At 72.8% G+C, this 16,754-nt stretch carries 14 protein-coding genes; 4 read left to right on the top strand and 10 right to left on the bottom strand.

Going from position 1 to position 16,754, the window contains the following annotated elements; genetic code table 11:
- Nucleotides 1–16: 16 nt before the first annotated feature.
- Entirely contained in the window at nucleotides 17–1,852 is a 1,836-nt protein-coding gene (locus tag ACFYMO_RS30320) for a BCCT family transporter (protein WP_366771684.1), read from the bottom strand.
- A 417-nt stretch (nucleotides 1,853–2,269) separates the two neighbouring features.
- Between ACFYMO_RS30320 and ACFYMO_RS30315 the strand changes: the two genes are divergently transcribed.
- The 3 genes from ACFYMO_RS30315 (at nucleotide 2,270) to ACFYMO_RS30305 (ending at nucleotide 5,816) form a co-directional block, all read left to right on the top strand.
- Nucleotides 2,270–3,187 carry a hypothetical protein gene (locus ACFYMO_RS30315; RefSeq protein ID WP_366771683.1) on the top strand — a complete coding sequence of 306 codons (918 nt, stop codon included), beginning with the start codon at nucleotides 2,270–2,272 and terminating at the stop codon, nucleotides 3,185–3,187.
- Between the two features lie 240 nt (nucleotides 3,188–3,427).
- The gene (locus tag ACFYMO_RS30310; protein ID WP_366771682.1) at nucleotides 3,428–4,099 is read left to right on the top strand and encodes a DUF3558 domain-containing protein; all 672 of its coding nucleotides are present in this window, start codon (nucleotides 3,428–3,430) and stop codon (nucleotides 4,097–4,099) included.
- Between the two features lie 268 nt (nucleotides 4,100–4,367).
- Nucleotides 4,368–5,816 (top strand): DUF2637 domain-containing protein, encoded by a 1,449-nt coding sequence (locus tag ACFYMO_RS30305; RefSeq protein WP_388550478.1) that lies wholly within the window; start codon nucleotides 4,368–4,370, stop codon nucleotides 5,814–5,816.
- A gap of 41 nt (nucleotides 5,817–5,857) precedes the next feature.
- On the opposite strand, the gene lysS is transcribed toward ACFYMO_RS30305, so the two are convergent.
- Nucleotides 5,858–7,615, bottom strand: coding sequence for a lysine--tRNA ligase (gene lysS / locus ACFYMO_RS30300; RefSeq protein WP_388550405.1), 1,758 nt, complete (start codon nucleotides 7,613–7,615; stop codon nucleotides 5,858–5,860).
- Nucleotides 7,616–7,752: 137 nt separating this feature from the next.
- Here lysS and argS point away from each other — a divergent pair, with 137 nt between their 5' ends.
- Nucleotides 7,753–9,522, top strand: a complete 1,770-nt coding sequence (gene argS / locus ACFYMO_RS30295; protein ID WP_366771680.1) for an arginine--tRNA ligase — start codon at nucleotides 7,753–7,755, stop codon at nucleotides 9,520–9,522.
- Nucleotides 9,523–9,576: 54 nt separating this feature from the next.
- On the opposite strand, the gene ACFYMO_RS30290 is transcribed toward argS, so the two are convergent.
- The 8 genes from ACFYMO_RS30290 to ACFYMO_RS30255 all read right to left on the bottom strand — a co-directional run bounded on the left by ACFYMO_RS30290 (nucleotide 9,577) and on the right by ACFYMO_RS30255 (nucleotide 16,714).
- Nucleotides 9,577–10,152: a GAF domain-containing protein gene (locus tag ACFYMO_RS30290; RefSeq protein ID WP_366771679.1), complete on the bottom strand. Its 576-nt coding sequence runs from the start codon at nucleotides 10,150–10,152 to the stop codon at nucleotides 9,577–9,579.
- Nucleotides 10,133–10,744, bottom strand: a complete 612-nt coding sequence (locus ACFYMO_RS30285; protein ID WP_360290828.1) for an ATP/GTP-binding protein — start codon at nucleotides 10,742–10,744, stop codon at nucleotides 10,133–10,135. The genes ACFYMO_RS30290 and ACFYMO_RS30285 overlap by 20 nt, the downstream gene beginning before the upstream one ends.
- Nucleotides 10,722–11,159, bottom strand: coding sequence for a DUF742 domain-containing protein (locus tag ACFYMO_RS30280; RefSeq protein ID WP_366771678.1), 438 nt, complete (start codon nucleotides 11,157–11,159; stop codon nucleotides 10,722–10,724). Before ACFYMO_RS30280 ends, ACFYMO_RS30285 begins: the two co-directional genes overlap by 23 nt.
- Nucleotides 11,156–11,575, bottom strand: a complete 420-nt coding sequence (locus ACFYMO_RS30275) for a roadblock/LC7 domain-containing protein (protein WP_366771677.1) — start codon at nucleotides 11,573–11,575, stop codon at nucleotides 11,156–11,158. Before ACFYMO_RS30275 ends, ACFYMO_RS30280 begins: the two co-directional genes overlap by 4 nt.
- Nucleotides 11,572–13,182, bottom strand: coding sequence for an ATP-binding protein (locus ACFYMO_RS30270; protein WP_366771676.1), 1,611 nt, complete (start codon nucleotides 13,180–13,182; stop codon nucleotides 11,572–11,574). The genes ACFYMO_RS30275 and ACFYMO_RS30270 overlap by 4 nt, the downstream gene beginning before the upstream one ends.
- Before the next feature lie 192 nt (nucleotides 13,183–13,374).
- Complete coding sequence (locus ACFYMO_RS30265) at nucleotides 13,375–13,731, bottom strand: cupin domain-containing protein (protein WP_366771674.1); 357 nt, start codon at nucleotides 13,729–13,731, stop codon at nucleotides 13,375–13,377.
- A 314-nt stretch (nucleotides 13,732–14,045) separates the two neighbouring features.
- Entirely contained in the window at nucleotides 14,046–15,065 is a 1,020-nt protein-coding gene (gene hemB, locus ACFYMO_RS30260; protein WP_366771673.1) for a porphobilinogen synthase, read from the bottom strand.
- Entirely contained in the window at nucleotides 15,062–16,714 is a 1,653-nt protein-coding gene (locus ACFYMO_RS30255) for a uroporphyrinogen-III synthase (protein ID WP_366771671.1), read from the bottom strand. Before ACFYMO_RS30255 ends, hemB begins: the two co-directional genes overlap by 4 nt.
- Between the last annotated feature and the right edge of the window lie 40 nt (nucleotides 16,715–16,754).

Here is a 16,754-nt window from a genome sequence, read left to right as displayed (position 1 = left end):
GCGGCGCCGGCCGGGGTCAGTCCCGGTTTCCCGCGCCTCTCCCGGCCTGCTCGCGATCGGCGCCGGCGCGGTCGCGACCGGCGCCGCTCCGCTCTCCGGAGTCGCCCCGCTCTCCGGAGTCGGCCGGTTCCGCCTCGCTCACGGCCCGGGCGACCTCCGCGTCCAGGGTCTCGGCCGCCGGCTTGGGCGCCCCGGGGTCGACCGGGCCGATGCGGAACTCGAAGTCGCCGCCGTACTGCTCGTGTCCCGCGACGACGGCGCTGCCGACGGCCTCCTCGCCCCGCTCGCTGCGGATGATGACCGGGTCCCGGCGCAGGTCCTTGGTCAGCGCCACGCACAGGCCGACCATCACCAGCGTGAAGGGGACCGCGACCAGGATGGTCAGGTTCTTCAGCCCTTCCAGCGCCTCGTCACCGCCGCCGCCGATCATCAGCATGACCGCGCCGACGGCGCCGGTCAGCACGCCCCAGACGATGACCACGGTCCGGCTGGGCTCCATCGTCCCCTTCTGCGAGAGGGTGCCCATCACGATCGAGGCGGCGTCGGCGCCGGAGACGAAGAAGATGCCGACCAGGATCATCACGACGAGGCTGGTGACACCGGCGATCGGGTACTCCCGCAGCACCCCGAAGAGCTGCGCCTCCTGGGAGTCGGCACCGGCCAGGTCCACGCCGCCGGACTGGAGCTTCATGGCCGTGCCGCCGAAGATCGCGAACCAGACCAGGCTCACGACGCTGGGCACCAGGATCACCCCACCGACGAACTGCCGGATGGTGCGGCCCCGGCTGATCCGGGCGATGAACATGCCGACGAACGGCGTCCAGGAGATCCACCAGGCCCAGTAGAAGACCGTCCAGCTGGAGAGCCAGTCCGCGACGCCCTCGCCGCTGCTGGCGTCGGTGCGGCCGACCAACTGCGGCAGGTCGCCGACGAAACCACCGAGCGAGGTCGGTACCAGGTTGAGCATCAGGATGGTGGGGCCGGCCACGAAGAGGAAGAGCACGAGCAGCCCCGCCAGCACCATGTTGATGTTGGAGAGCCACTGGATGCCCTTCTCCACGCCGGAGACGGCGGAGGCCACGAAGGCCACCGTCAGCACGGCGATGATGGAGACCAGCACACCGGTGCCGACCTTCTCAGCCCAGCCGACCTCCTCCATCCCGCTGCCGATCTGCAGGGCGCCCAGCCCCAGCGAGGCGGCCGAGCCGAAGAGCGTGGCGAAGATCGCCAGAATGTCGATGACCTTGCCGAAGCCGCCGTTGGCCGCCTTCTCACCGATCAGCGGGGTGAAGACCGCGCTGATCGTCTGCCGCCTGCCCCGGCGGAAGCAGCTGTAGGCGATGGCCAGGCCCACGACCGCGTAGATCGCCCAGGGGTGCAGCGTCCAGTGGAAGAGCGTGGTGGCCAGCGAGGTCTCCATGCGCTCGGCGTCGTTGGCCGGGTGCGTGCCGGGCGGCGCGGTGCTGAAGTGGCTCAGCGGCTCGCTCACCCCGTAGAACATCAGCCCGATGCCCATGCCCGCGCTGAACATCATCGCGACCCAGGAGACCGTTCTGAACTCGGGCTCCTCCCCCTCTTTGCCCAGGGTGATCCGGCCGTAGCGGCTGAACGCCAGCCACAGCGAGAAGATCACGAAACCGGTGGCGGCGAGCACGAAGGCCCAGCCGCCGTTGTGCATCGTGCCGCTCAGCATCTTCTGCGAAACGTCGGCGAGTGAATCGGTGCCGAACGCTCCCCAGACGACGAAGGCGAGCGTGAGTACCGCTGTGACACCGAACACGAGCCGGTCGGTACGCGGCCGCCCGGTCGGTCCCCCGTGGGAGGCGGTCGCCTCCTGCGTCTGCTGCTTCACGACTGCCCGTTGCCCTTCCGCCGAACCTCCGATGGATTCGCAGGGCCGCTACCCGACTCGCCCCGAAGTAGTCCGATCAGATGCCCGCAACGGGCCCGATGTACCGGTCAACTCCACAACGTTCGGGGGATGTTGACCGGACGCCGCACCCGGCCGGGGGAGCACGCGCCAGCGCGTACCGGAAAACCGGCGAAAGGGAAAAGACTGACTTCACGCGCCATAGAGGCCGGGCAACCGGACGTCCGAGCGGCAGGTGCGGTAGACATGTGCCGTCACCCCGTCGGCGGAACGCCCCTCGCAGGCGCACGCCGAACCGGACGACCCGGACGCAACGGACGACCCGGTCGACCCGGATGACACCCCCGGCCCGGAAGAGATCCCCGGACCCGGACGACAACCCGAACGAGGAGGCCAGCCGTGCCGCGGAGAGCAAAGAGGTATGCGACGCGCGCGGGACTCGCGTCGTCCGCGACCAGTGCCGCGCTGGTCCTCGCGCTCGCCGGCACGGTCACGGGCTGCACCGGCTCCTCCGGAGGCGAGGACGACAGGGACGGCAAGTCCGGCAGCGCCTCCGCCTCCCCCTCGGCCGCGGCCCCCGGCAAGTACGACAGCCTCCCCGAACCGTGCGGCACCGTCGGCGTGAGCCGGCTGCGGGACATGCTCCCGGGCGCCGCGGCGGCCGACGGCGAGGGCGGCGAGGAGAACACGGCCGCACCCAGCACCGGCCCCGACCCCCTGGAGGGCGAGGCCAGCACCACCTACGACACCGACCGCAGCGTGGGCTGCCGCTGGAAGAGCGCCACCACACTCGGCACCCGCCACCTGTCCGTCCAGTTCGAGCGGGTGGTCTCCTACGACCCGTCGGTCAGCGACGACGAGCAGGCCGAGCGGCTCTACGGCGAGAGGGCACGCAAGGCCGGGATCAGCGGCGCCCCGGGCCCCACCTCCGGCAGCCCGGCCGGCAAGACGCCGGACGGGCACGCCTCCCCCACCGCGGAGGACGGCGGGAAGGGCGCCGGGGACGACGATCCGGACAGCTCGGCCGACCCGGACACGACACCCGAGGAGTCCCACTCCCCCACCGCGGAGGAGGACGTGGCGCCCCGCACCCTGCAGGACATCGGCGACGCCGCCTATCTCGACGACGCGCTGCACACCGCCGACTCCGGACTGCACCGGGACATCACCCTGGTCTTCCGGACGGCCAACGTGATCGCCACCGTCGAGTACGACCAGTGGGTGACCGACAAGCACCGGATCCCCGACAGCCACGAGCTCCAGCAGAAGACGCGTGAACTCGCCGAGCAGCTCGCCGGGCGGTTCGAGGAGGACTGATCCGCCGGGCCCGTGCGGCACCGCGCACCCGGCGGCGGGCGACCGCACTGTGGCCCGTGCCACCTGTGGGCAGTCACACGCTGCGGAAGTGCCGTGAAACGCCCGCACCGCGCCGGGCGCCGCGTACCGTTCCGACAGCACCGCGGCCACTCCCGGCTCGGCACAACTGGTGAAGACCCCGGAAGCGAAGGAACCATGCACCGAAACGCCCCGCGCAACGCCCCTCGACGGAGCAGGACCGTGCGGAACGCAGTCGCCTGCGCCGCGGCGGCGCTCCCCGTCCTGCTGGTGGTCGGCTGCTCCTCGGACTCCGACAAGGACAACGGGTCCGACACCCCCTCTGCCTCCGCGAGCAAGTCCCCCACCGTGGCGCCCGCGAAGTACAAGAAGCTGCCCGACTCCTGCAAGACCCTCGACAAGAAGGCCGCGAAGGACCTGGTGCCCGGCACCAAGGACACCTCGGGCAAGAGCGTCGGCTCCGGAGACGCCGACGACTCCAACAGCTGCCTGTGGAGCGGCCTGGACAAGTACGACTACAGCCAGCTCACGCTCTCCTTCAAGCGCTTCGACTCCGACCCGTCGATCGGCTCCGGCGACAAGCGCGCCGCGGACTATCTCAAGCAGCAGGTCGAGGAGAAGACCGGCAGCAAGGACAACAAGGACCTCAAGAAGTCCGACACCTCCGGCATCGGCGACCAGGCGGTCTCGGTCGTCTACGAGACGGAGAAGAAGGACGCCAAGGGCAAGTCGGCCGACTACCGCGCCGAGCGCCTGGTGACCCGCACCGCCAATGTCGTGGTCACCGTCGACTACGAGGGCGCCGGGTTCGAGGACGCCAAGAAGCCCGGCGCCGACGAGGTGAAGAAGCGCGCGGAGAAGGCCGCCAAGGCGGCGGTCGAGCACATCGGGTGACCGCCCTGGGGTGACCCGCCCTCGGGTGTGACCGCCCCGGACCCGGCCCCGAACCGCGCACCGCAGCCGCCGCACCGCAGCCGCCGCACCGTTGCCGCCGCCTCGGAGCCGTCCGCTCCCGCCGCGCGGGCCCGCGCCGCCCGCACCGGACCCGTCCGCACCGCGCCGGAGCCCGGCCCTCCGCCCGAGGGCCGGGCTCCGCGCGCGTTCCGGCCCGCCGCATGTGCCAGGCTGGGCCCGCCAGTTTCCGAGGGTGGGGACAATTCCAGTGCAGGGCGTACAACTGACCCGAATACACCGCATACTGATCGCCGTCGTGGTCGCGGGAGCCATGGTGATCGCGGCGATCGGCTTCGCCGGCTCCTACGCGGCGGTCCGCGAGCTGGCCGAGCGGAAAGGTTTCGGCGCGTTCGCGCCGTTCTTCCCCATCGGGGTGGACGCGGGCATCGTCGTCCTGCTCGCGCTGGACCTGCTGCTGACCTGGATCCGCATCCCCTTCCCGCTGCTGCGCCAGACCGCCTGGCTGCTGACGGCCGCCACCATCGCCTTCAACGGCGCCGCCGCCTGGCCCGACCCGCTCGGCGTGGGCATGCACGCGGTCATCCCCGTCCTCTTCGTGGTCACCGTCGAAGCCGCCCGGCACGCCGCCGGCCGCGTCGCCGCCCTCACCGCCGACAAACACATGGAAGGCGTCCGCCTCTCCCGCTGGCTGCTCGCCTTCCCCTCCACCTTCCTCCTCTGGCGCCGGATGAAGCTGTGGGAACTGCGCCACTACGACGAAGTCATCCGCATGGAACAGGACCGGCTCATCTACGAGACCCGGCTGCGAGCCCGCTACGGCCGCTCCTGGCGCCGCAAGGCACCCGTGGAAGCACTCATGCCCCTCAAACTCACCCGCTACGGCATCCCGCTGCACCGCACGGCACCCCAGGCCAGCGCGCTCCCGGAGCCGGAGCCGATACCGTCCGCGCAGCTGGACACCCGAGTCGGCCGGGGCACGGCCGACGGCACCGGCCACCAGACCGCCCCTCCGGCCGCGCCCGGAGCGGACACCGAACCGGCCCACGAGTACACTCCGGCGCCCTCCCCGGCGGCCGGTCCCGAGCCCGCGCCCCCGGCGCAGCCCGAACCCCCGTCGGGTGCGGAACCCGCGCCGGGCGCCGGGACCCCGGCGGAGGCGGAACGTCTTCCCGCGCCGGGCTCCGCCCAGCAACCGCGGCCCGCCGCCGTCCCCGAGCCGGAGCCCGCGCCCCCGGCCGAACCCGCGCCGCAGGCACAGGAGTTCCCCGTCCCGGTGGCACCGGGCCGCTACCGCACCCTCGCCACCCCGCAGCCCGTCCGCGCCCAGCAGGAGCTCTTCGTCGAGCCCGCACCCGCCCCGCCGGAGCCCGCACCCGCGCCCGCCCCGGCCCCGCCGGAGCCGTCCGCCCCCGAAGAAGCACTCCCGGCGGAACCCGACGAGGAGGACGCGGACGCCGGGGACGAGCCCGTCGGCATCCCCGACGGGGTGCCGCGCGACGAGTTCTACTTCGCGGTCTACCGCCAGTACGTCGCCGTGCACAGCAACCGCCCCACCGCGCGGCAGCTCTCCCGTGCCCTCTACGAGGGACACGGGGTCACCACGGCCGAGGGCAACCTGCTGGGCGAGACCTACCTCGGCGGCTACCTGCGGGAGTTCAAGGAGCGCTACAACACCGAGATGGGCCTCGCCGGCTGAAGCGGGCCGGCCCCCGGCCCGCTTCGGGCCAGCGGCGGCCTTCAGGCCCCCAGCAGCTTGCGCACCCGGTCGGCGCCCACGGCCAGCAGCAGGGTGGGCAGCCGCGGACCGGTCTCGCGGCCGACCAGCAGCCGGTAGAGCAGCGCGAAGAAACCGCGCTGGGCCACCTTCATCTCCGGGGTGGGCTTCGCGTCCGGCGCGAATCCGGCGCGCACCTTGGGCACGCCGTACACCAGCGACGTCAGGCCCTCCAGCGACCAGTGCTCGTCCAGTCCGTCCAGCAGCAGCCGCAGCGACTCGCGCTGCTCCTCGTCCAGCTCCGCCAGCAGCGCCGCATCGGGCTCCTCGCGGACGCGGGTTCGCTGGTCGGCCGGAACCTGGGTGGTGATCCAGCGGTGCGCGCGGTCCAGCCGCGGACGCACCTCCTCCAGCGCGTGGACCGGGTGCTGCGGGTCGAGCTCGCTGAGGATGCGCAGCGTCTGCTCCTCGTGGCCGCCGGTGATGTCGGTGACGGAGGCCAGCGTGCGGTACGGCAGCGGGCGCGGTGTGAGGGTCAGCGGGCCCAGCGCGGTGGACGAGGCGCGGGTGTGCGCCGCCAGGTCGGCGGGCTGCGCCGAGCCGTCGGCGATCTTGCGGCCGAGCGCGTCCCACTCGTCGTAGGTGCGCTGGATCTCCTGGTCGAAGGCGACCTTGAAGGACTGGTTCGGCTTGCGCCGCGCGTACAGCCAGCGCAGCAGCGGCGCCTCCATGATCTGGAGCGCGTCGGCGGGAGTGGGCACACCGCCCTTCGAGGACGACATCTTCGCCATGCCGCTGATGCCCACGAACGCGTACATCGGGCCGATGGGCTGCTCAGCGTCGAAGATCTCCCGCACGAGCTGCCCGCCGACGACGAACGACGAGCCGGGCGACTGGTGGTCGACGCCGGATGGCTCGAAGACGACGCCCTCGTACGCCCAGCGCATCGGCCAGTCGACTTTCCAGACCAGCTTGCCGTGGTCGAAGGTGCGCAGCTCGACCGTCTCGGCGTGCCCGCACCGGCAGGTGTAGGACAGCGCGGTCGTCTCGTCGTCATAGCCGGTGACGGTGGTCAGATCGCGGCCGCAGACGGTGCAGTAGGGCTTGTACGGGTAGTAGGCGCCGGCCCCGGCGCCCGAACCGTCGTCCTCGGCGGCCGCTCCCGACCCCTCGGCGGCCTCCACCTCGGCGGCGTCCGCGGGCTTCTGCTGCTTCCTGCCGCCCTTCGCGCCCTTCTCCAGCGTCCGGTAGCGGTCGAGCACCGCGTCGATGCGGGCGCGCTCACGCATCGCGAAGAGGATCTGCTCGCGGTAGGCGCCCGAGGTGTACTGCGCGGTCTGGCTGATGCCGCGGTACTCCACGCCCAGCTCCAGCAGGGCCGCCTCCATGGCGGCCCGGAAATGCTCGGCCCAGCTGGCGTACGGGCTGCCGGACGGCGCGGGGACGGCGGTCAGCGGGCGGCCGATGTGCTCGTCCCACGAGGAGTCCACGCCCTCGACCCCGGCCGGGACCTTGCGGAACCGGTCGTAGTCGTCCCAGGAGAGGATGTGCTCGCAGGGCACCCCCCGGCGCTTGATCTCGTCGGCGACCAGGTGCGGCACCATCACCTCGCGCAGGTTGCCCAGGTGGATCGGCCCGGAGGGGCTCAGCCCGGAAGCGCAGACGATCTTCGGGGTGCCGCCGCCGGAGCCCGATTTCCCCGACGCGCGGCGCTCCGCCTCGGCGATGACCTCATCGGCGATACGGGAGACCCAATCGGCCTCATGGGGGGTCTGAGCCACGTCCGGCACTTCCTTCTCGTTGCACTCCTCGAACCTGCGGGCCCATTGTCCCACCCCGGAATGCGGCGGCGCTCCCCCGTGCGCACGTGGGATACTGGCCCGGATTCCAGCCACCCCGACGGAACGGTCAGCACTCCATGGCTACGGTCCCCTCCCTCGCCGCAACGGTCCACCAGCGCGTCTCGGACGCCCTCTCGGCTGCGCTGCCGGAGGCCGCCTCCGCTGACCCGCTGCTGCGACGCAGCGACCGGGCGGACTTCCAGGCCAACGGGATGCTGGCGCTGGCCAAGCAGCTCAAGGGGAATCCGCGGGAGCTGGCGGCCAAGGTCACCGAGGCGCTGCCGGCCAACGAGGAGATCGCCGCGATCGAGGTCTCGGGACCCGGCTTCCTCAACATCACCGTCGCCGACAGGGCGATCATGGACAACCTGGCGGCGCGGCGGCAGGACCCGCGGCTGGGCGTGCCGTACAAGGACGACCCGGGCACGACGGTGATCGACTACTCGCAGCCGAACGTGGCCAAGGAGATGCACGTCGGGCACCTGCGTTCGACGGTGATCGGCGACGCGGTCGTGCAGTTGCTGGAGCACCGCGGCGAGCAGGTGATCCGGCGCCACCACATCGGCGACTGGGGCACCAACTTCGGCATGCTCATCCAGTACCTGATCGAGCACCCGCACGAGCTGGACCACGCGTCGGACACGGCGGATGCCAAGGACGCCGGCGAGGCCGCGATGGCCCGGCTCAACCGGCTCTACAAGTCCTCGCGCGCGCTCTTCGACTCCGACGAGGAGTTCAAGGCGCGCGCCCGGGACCGGGTTCCGGCGCTGCAGAGCGGCGATCCGGACACGCTGGCCCTCTGGCACAAGATCGTCGACGAGTCGAAGACGTACTTCCAGGGCGTCTACGACGAGCTCGACGTCGAGATCCGGGACGCGGACATCGTCGGCGAGAGCGCCTACAACGACGCTCTCCAGGATGTCGTCAAGGAGCTGGAGGAGACCGGCGTCGCGGTGCGCTCCGAGGGCGCGCTGTGCGTGTTCTTCGAGGACGTCAAGGGCCCCGACGGCACCCCCACCCCGCTGATCGTGCAGAAGTCCAACGGCGGCTTCGGCTACGCCGCCACCGACCTGGCCGCCATCCGCAACCGGGTCGGCGAACTCGAGGCCGACACCCTGCTGTACGTCGTGGACGCGCGGCAGTCGCTGCACTTCCGGATGGTCTTCGAGACGGCGCGCCGCGCGGGCTGGCTGCCCGAGGGCGCGGCCCGGCAGCTGCCCTTCGGGACGGTCCTGGGCAAGGACGGCAAGCCGTTCAAGACCCGGGAGGGCGAGACGGTGCGGCTGGTGGACCTGCTGGACGAGGCCGTCGAACGCGCCGCCGCCGTCGTACGGGAGAAGGCCGACGACGGCGTCACCGAGGACGAGATCCGGGCCCGCGCCAAGCAGGTGGGCATCGGCGCGGTCAAGTACGCCGACCTGTCCAACTCCATGACCCGGGACTACGTCTTCGACCTGGACCGGATGGTCTCGCTCCAGGGCGACACCAGCGTCTACCTCCAGTACGCCTACGCGCGGGTCCGCTCGATCTTCCGCAAGGCGGGCGAACTGCGGCCCGTGCCGCACCCGGAGCTGGAGCTGGCCCCGGCCGAGCGGGCGCTGGCCCTGCACCTGGACGCGTTCGCGGACACCCTGGTGACGGCGGCCGACGAGTACGAGCCGCACAAGGTGACGGCCTACCTGTACGAACTCGCCACGCTCTACAGCCGGTTCTTCGAGAACTGCCCGGTGCTGAAGGCGGACACCACCGAACAGGCGGAGAACCGCCTGTTCCTGTGCGATCTGACGGCCGAGGTCCTGCACCAGGGCCTGGCGCTGCTGGGCATCCGCACGCCCGAGCGGCTCTGAGGGCCGGAGCCGCACGGCCCCGGCCCGCCGCGCGCGGCCGGGGCCGGCCGGGGGTCAGCCGGCGGCGCGGTCCGGGCTGCCCAGGATCTCCTGCTGGAGCTGCGCCGCCATCGTCTTGATGGTGCGCAGCCCCTGCTGCCCCCAGGCGCGGGGCTGCTGGTCGACGACGCAGACCGTGCCCAGCGCCATCCCCGACACCGGGTCGATCAGCGGCGCCCCCAGGTAGGAGGCGACACCCACCTCGTCCACCACGGCGTTGACCGCGAACCGCGCGAAGTCGCGCACGTCCTCCAGCACCAGCGCCGAGCGCCGCGCGACCACGTGCACGCAGTACCCGAGGTCACGCGGCATCACCCGGCCGAAGCCGCCGTCGGGGTCGACCGGCCCCTTGGCGGGGTCCACGGCCGCGTCGTAGAGCCCGGCGAAGTACTGGCGGCGTTCGTCGACGAAGTTGACGGCTGCGACCGGCGCGTCGGTGACGCGGGCCAACTCCCGAGCGAACGTGTCGAGTTCGGGCACGGGCTGGTCGCCCATGCCCAGCTCCCGGAGCCGGGCAGCGCGCGCCGGTCCCTCGTCGTCCCGCGGGGTCAGCAGGAGCCGGTCCGTCAGATCAAGCTGGGTGAAGGGCATGCGCGCTCCTCGGGTCGAGCAGATGCTGGATGAGAGAGACGAGGACCCCGGTCGCCGAGTCGCGCCGCCGCGCGTCGCACAGCAGCACGGGGACGCCAGGGTCGAGGTCGATCGCGGCCCGGACCTCGTCGGGGGTGTAGCGGTAGGAGCCGTCGAACTCGTTGACGGCCAGGACGAAGCGGATACCGCGCCGCTCGAAGTAGTCCACGGCGGGGAAGCAGTGCTCCAGCCGCCGGGTGTCGGCCAGCACCACGGCGCCCAGCGCCCCGGCGGCCAGCTCGTCCCACATGAACCAGAACCGGTCCTGACCGGGCGTGCCGAACAGGTAGAGCACATAGCCGGTCTCGAAGGTGAGCCGGCCGAAGTCCATCGCGACCGTCGTGGTCGCCTTCCCCTCGACCCCCTCCAGACTGTCGGTGGCCTCGCTCACCTGCGTCAGCAGTTCCTCGGTGCTGAGCGGCTCGATCTCGCTGACGGCTCCCACGTAGGTCGTCTTGCCCACCCCGAAGCCCCCGGCCACGATGATCTTGAGCGCGGTCGGGAAGGGCGCGGCAGCCGCCGGTGCCGGGTCAGAGTCTTCTGCGCAGTCCATCCAGCACCGCCTCCAGCACTTCTCGGTTGTTCGGATCAGGTCCCGATTGCAGATGGACGGGCCCGCGGGTGGCGACGGCGCCCCAGTCCACCAGGTCGGACAGCACCACCTTGGCCACAGCGGCCGGCTGCCGGATGCTCGCCGCGATCTCGGCGACGGACACCGGCCCTCCGCAGAGCCGGAGCACCTGGGCGTGCTCGGGGCCCAGATAGCCGTCCGGGTGCACCCCGGTGGCCCGCACCATGGTCAGCAGGTCCAGCGGCGCCGAGGGGCGGGTGCGGCCCTCGCTGACGGTGTACGGGCGCACGAGCCGGCCCGCCTCCTCGTCGAGCCATGGTTCGTCGCCGGAACCGGAACCGGAGCCGGGACTGGGGCCGGGACCGGGGCCGCCGACTGCTCCCGGGGGTGCCGTCATGTGGCGCTGGGCTGCCGCGCGGGGGTGCCCAGATACGGGCGGACGCTCTTGACCAGCATGGCCATCTCGTAGCCCAGCACGCCCGCGTCCGCCTCGCTGCCCGCGAACACCGCCAGGCAGGCGCCCCGGCCCGCTGTGGTGACGAACAGCAGCGAGGTGTCCAGCTCCACCACGACCTGCCGGACCCCGTCCCCGTCGGCGAACCGCACCCCCGCGCTGCGGCCCAGCGAGTACAGCCCGGAGGCGAGCGCCGCCAACTGGTCGGCGGCGTCGGTCTCCAGCCCGTGCGCGGCCTTCACCAGACCGTCCGAGGACAGCAGGAGGGCGCTGCGCGCGTGCGGCACCCGGTCGACGAGTCCGGTCAGCAGCCAGGACAGGTCCGCCGCCGTACGCGGGGTGGGTGCTTCGCTCATCATGATCGTCCTTCCTCCTGGTGGGGCGGGCCGTGGCCGTCGGGGGACGGCCGCCCGCGCGCTTCGACATCCGCCCGGCCGACCCCGCGCCGGAAGGCGGCCATCAGCCCGGGATCGTGCACGGCGTCCTCTGCGCCTTCTGCGCCTTCTGCGTGCCCGGCACGCCCGGCCGGCGTGCCGGCCGCCGGGGCGTCCCGCAGTTCGGGCACGAGGTGCTGCTGCCGCGACCGCCGCGGCAGCCGGGGGCGCTCCCCGCCGCCCGGGGGCGGCGGGGAGCCCTGCCCGGCGGCGGCCGGGAGCGGCCCGCCGGGAACGGGTGCGGGTGCCGTCGGCGCGGGGGTGCCGGGCCCGGCCGGGGGCGCGGATCCGGGGTGTGGCGCGGCAGCGGGGTGGGCGGACCGGGGGTGCGGTGCCGTGCCGAGGTGGGCCGGACCCGGCGGAGCGGCACCGGGGGGCGGCGCCTGTGGTGCCCGGGGCTCAGCCGTCGGGGCGTGCTCGGCCGCGGATCCGGAGGTCCCGGCGGCGGGCTGCTCGTCGCCGAGCAGGGCGTGCGGAAGGACGAGGACGGCCTGGACGCCGCCGTAGATGTTGCCGCGGAGTTGCACGGCGATACCGTGCCGCCGGGCCAGCATGCCGACCACGTACAGGCCGATCCGGCCGTCCGCCAGCAGCGCCCCGACGTCGACGCCCTCGGGGTCGGCCAGCAGGGCGTTCATCCGCTGCTGCGTCCTCTCGGTGATGCCCAGGCCGCGGTCCTCGACCTCGATGGCGAGTCCGGCGGTGACCCGGCTGGCGCGCAGCAGCACCCGGGTCTGCGGCGGGGAGCAGAAGGTGGCGTTCTCCACCAGTTCGGACAGCAGGTGGATGACGTCGGCGACGGCCTGTCCGCTCACCGTGCCCTCGATCGGGGGCACCAGGCGGACCCGCTGGTAGTGCTCCACCTCGGCGGCGGAGGAGCGCAGGATCTCGGTGAGCTGGACAGGCCGGGTCCACTGGCGGCGGGGGACGGCGCCGCCGAGTACCGCGAGGTTCTCGGCGTAGCGGCGGATGCGGGTGGCCAGATGGTCGACCTGGAAGACGCCCTTGAGGATGTCCGGGTCCTCGACCTGGTTCTCCAGTTCGTCCAGCACATGGATCTCGCGGTGGTTCAGCGACTGGAGGCGCCGGGCGAGGTTGACGAAGACCGCGACCTGGTCGGCGGGCCGGAGCCGCTGCCCGGGCCCGCTCCCGTGCGCGACGCCGGTTCCGGTCCTGGCGGCAGGAGCGGGAGCCGGTGCGGGAGGTGCGGGAGGCGTGGAACGCGCGCGCCGGTTCAGCGCTGCCGCCTGGGCCGCGGCGGCGCGCAGGCCGCCCACGAGCGCGGCGGCGGCGACCAGCAGCACCGCGGCGAGCGCGACCGGCGCGGCCGCGGCACCGGGGACGGCGCCCGCGGCGGCACCGTCCGGTTGCCCGGCGGACCACAGGAACGCCACTGCCGCGGTGGCGGCGAGAGCCACGACGAGTGCGGGTGCGCACGTCAGCCGCACCAGCCGGCGGCGCAGCGCCGTGTCCACCGCGGCGGCGGGCGCCTCCCGCGGCGGGGGTATCGAGGAACTAGGAGGTCCGGACATCGGTTCCCTCGAACGGTTCTGATGGGAGGACAGGGAGCCGTGCCGCGGCGGAGAGCGGTGCTGCTCTCCGCCGCGGCACGGCACTGGCGAACACCGCGGCGCGACGGCGGGGTCGGGGGCGTACGGTCACCCCAGCCGGCCGGGAGGCCGGGTCGTACACACCCGCCCCGGGCGTCGCCGCGCGCGACGGGGTCAGCGCTGCGGGAAGTACACGTACAGCAGGCAGCCCTGCTCGCTGCGCGGTGTGTGGGTGGAGCCCTGCGCCCCGCGGATCCGGCTGCCGACGGGGTAGCTGCCCGCTTCGTCCTGCAGTTCGCCGTCGACGACGACCACGATCTCGCTGGTGTCCCCGTGGTGGTCCGGCTCGGTGTAGCCGGAGCCGGGCGCGAACCGTACATACGCCTCGCGCGGCAGCGGGTCCGAGCCGTCGGCGGGGCTGGTCCAGTCGAGCACGTGGGCCGTCACGCCCGGGTACAGCTCGACGGGGTGGATGCGCGCGAGTGCCTCGGTGCCGGCCACGTGGAAGTCGGGGCGTTCGAGGGTCGTCATGGTGTGCTCCTCTTTCTCTGCGATGGCGCTGCGATGCAGGGGACTCGCGAGACGGAAGAGGTACGCCGTCGAAGTCGCGCGGGGTCAGCCGCCCAGCACAGTGCAATGACGTGACGTCAACTGCGTCGGCACCGGGGCCAGATGCTCCGGTACCGGTTCGAGTGAAGCGGGACGAGCGTAAGTGATCCCTCGCCCCAGCCACAACGAAAACGCTCGTTCACCTCACCCGCAACACGGAAAGGCGCCATCCGGCATGCGGATGGCGCCTGTTCTGCGGCTCTCGCGGCGCGGGCCGGACCGGGGGCGGGCTCGCGTCAGTACCGTGCGCGCAGCAGCCCCGCGGCCTCCGTCGCCCAATAGGTGAGGATCATGTTCGCGCCGGCCCGGGTGAAGCTCGTCAGCATCTCCAGGATGGCCGCCTCCCGGTCGATCCAGCCCTTCTCGGCGGCGGCCTCGACCATCGCGTACTCGCCGGAGATCTGGTAGACGCCGACGGGCACCTCGGCACGCTCGGCGAAGTCCCGCAGGATGTCCAGGTACGGCAGCCCGGGCTTGACCATCACCATGTCCGCGCCCTCGGCGAGGTCCAGCGAGAGCTCGCGCAGCGCCTCCCGGGCGTTGGCCGGGTCCTGCTGGTAGGTCTTGCGGTCCCCCTGCAGCGAGGAGCCGACGGCCTCCCGGAACGGCCCGTAGAACGCCGAGGAGTACTTGGCGGTGTAGGCGAAGAGGGCCACATCGGTGTGGCCCGCCTCCTCCAGCGCCGCGTGGACGTAGCCGATCTGGCCGTCCATCATGCCGCTGGGGCCCAGCACATGGGCTCCGGCGTCGGCCTGGACGCGGGCCATCTCGGCGTACCGCTCCAGCGTCGCGTCGTTGTCCACCAGGCCCTCGGCGGTCAGCACCCCGCAGTGGCCGTGGTCGGTGTACTCGTCCAGGCACAGATCGGACATCAGCACCAGTTCGTCGCCGACCTCGGAGCGCACGTCCCGCAGCGCGACCTGGAGGATGCCCTCCGGGTCGGTGCCCGCCGTGCCCACCGCGTCCTTCTTCGCCTCGTCCGGCACGCCGAAGAGCATCAGCCCGCCGACCCCCGCCTCGACCGCCTCCACGGCGGCCTTCCGCAGCGTGTCCCGGGTGTGCTGCACGACGCCCGGCATGGCGCCCACCGGGACCGGCTCACTCGCGCCCTCCCGCACGAAGGCGGGCAGGATCAGATCGGCGGGCCGGGTGGCGTGCTCGGCGACCATGCGGCGCATGGCAGGCGTGGTGCGCAGCCGCCGCGGACGGGCGGCCGGATGGCTGCCGTACGTACCGGGGCTGCCGTGGGTGCTCATGATGTGCGTGCCCTCCTCCTGGCCGGGCGCTTCTCGCTCGGCCGCTTCACCTGCTCACCCGCCTCCACGGCCGCGGCACGGCGCTGGGCCCCGAAGTCGGCCAGCGCCTCGGCCAGCTTGTGCACCGAGGGCTCGGGAGACATGACGTCCACCCGCAGCCCGTGCTCCTCCGCGGTCTTCGCGGTGGCCGGACCGATGCAGGCGATGACCGTGACGTTGTGCGGCTTGCCCGCGATGCCCACCAGGTTCCGCACCGTGGAAGACGAGGTGAACAGCACCGCGTCGAACCCGCCGCCCTTGATGGCCTCCCGGGTCTCGGCGGGCGGCGGCGAGGCGCGTACCGTGCGGTAGGCGGTCACGTCGTCCACCTCCCAGCCCAGCTCGATCAGCCCGGCCACCAGCGTCTCGGTGGCGATGTCCGCGCGCGGCAGGAACACCCGGTCGATCGGGTCGAAGACCGGGTCGTAGGGCGGCCAGTCCTCCAGCAGCCCCGCCGCCGACTGCTCGCCGCTGGGCACCAGGTCGGGCTTGACGCCGAACTCGACCAGCGCGGCCGCGGTCTGCTCGCCGACCGCCGCCACCTTGATCCCGGCGAAGGCGCGGGCGTCCAGCCCGTACTCCTCGAACTTCTCGCGGACCGCCTTGACCGCGTTCACGGAAGTGAAGGCGATCCACTCGTACCGGCCGGTGACCAGGCCTTTGACGGCGCGCTCCATCTGCTGCGGGGTGCGCGGCGGCTCCACGGCGATGGTCGGCACCTCGGCGGGCACGGCGCCGTAGGAGCGGAGCTGGTCGGAGAGGGAGGCCGCCTGCTCCTTGGTGCGCGGCACCAGGACCTGCCAGCCGAACAGCGGCTTGGACTCGAACCAGGCCAGCTGCTCGCGCTGCGGCGCGGCACTGCGCTCGCCGACCACGGCTATGACGGGCTGCCCGCCGTCCGGCGACGGCAGCACCTTGGCCTGCTTGAGGGTCTGGGTGATACCGCCGAGCGTCGCGGTGAAGGTGCGCTGCCGGGTGGTCGTCCCGGCCAGCGTGAGGGTCAGCGGGGTGTCCGGCTTGCGTCCGGCCGCCACCAGCTCGCCCGCGGCCGAGGTGACCTGGTCCAGGGTGGTGGAGACGACGACGGTCGCGTCGCTCACCCCCAGCTCGGTCCAGCACCGGTCGTCGGCGGTGCTCGCGTCCACGAACCGCACGTCGGTGCCCTGCGCGTCCCGCAGCGGGACCCCGGCGTAGGCGGGCACCCCCACGGCCGCCGCGACCCCCGGGACGACCTCGAAGGGAATCCCCTCGGCCGCCAGCACGAGCATCTCGCGGGCCGCGTCCGAGTCCAGCCCCGGATCACCCGCGACCGCACGCACGACCCGCTTGCCGGCGCGCGCGGCGGCTATGGCAGACTCGCCCGCGTCGAGGGCTGCATCGTCGGCCGCCGCAGCGGCAGTTGACGTCTCGTCAGCGGCGGGCTGGAGTGGTGTGTCCACACCCGGCCGGGTATGGGCACGTACGACGTCGTACACGCGCGGACCGGCGACGAGGACGTCGGCCTGCCCCAGCGCCTCGACGGCGCGCAACGTCAGCAGCCCCGGGTCCCCGGGCCCGGCACCCAGGAAGGTGACGTGCCCGTGTGCACCGTGCAGGTGCTGTCTGTTCACGGCTGCCGGCTTCTGTGCTGTGCTCGACTTGCCGGCGCGC

The organism is Streptomyces sp. NPDC007025 (genome assembly GCF_042869455.1).
Classification (GTDB): domain Bacteria; phylum Actinomycetota; class Actinomycetes; order Streptomycetales; family Streptomycetaceae; genus Streptomyces.
This window is presented reverse-complemented; position numbering and strand designations above follow the sequence as displayed.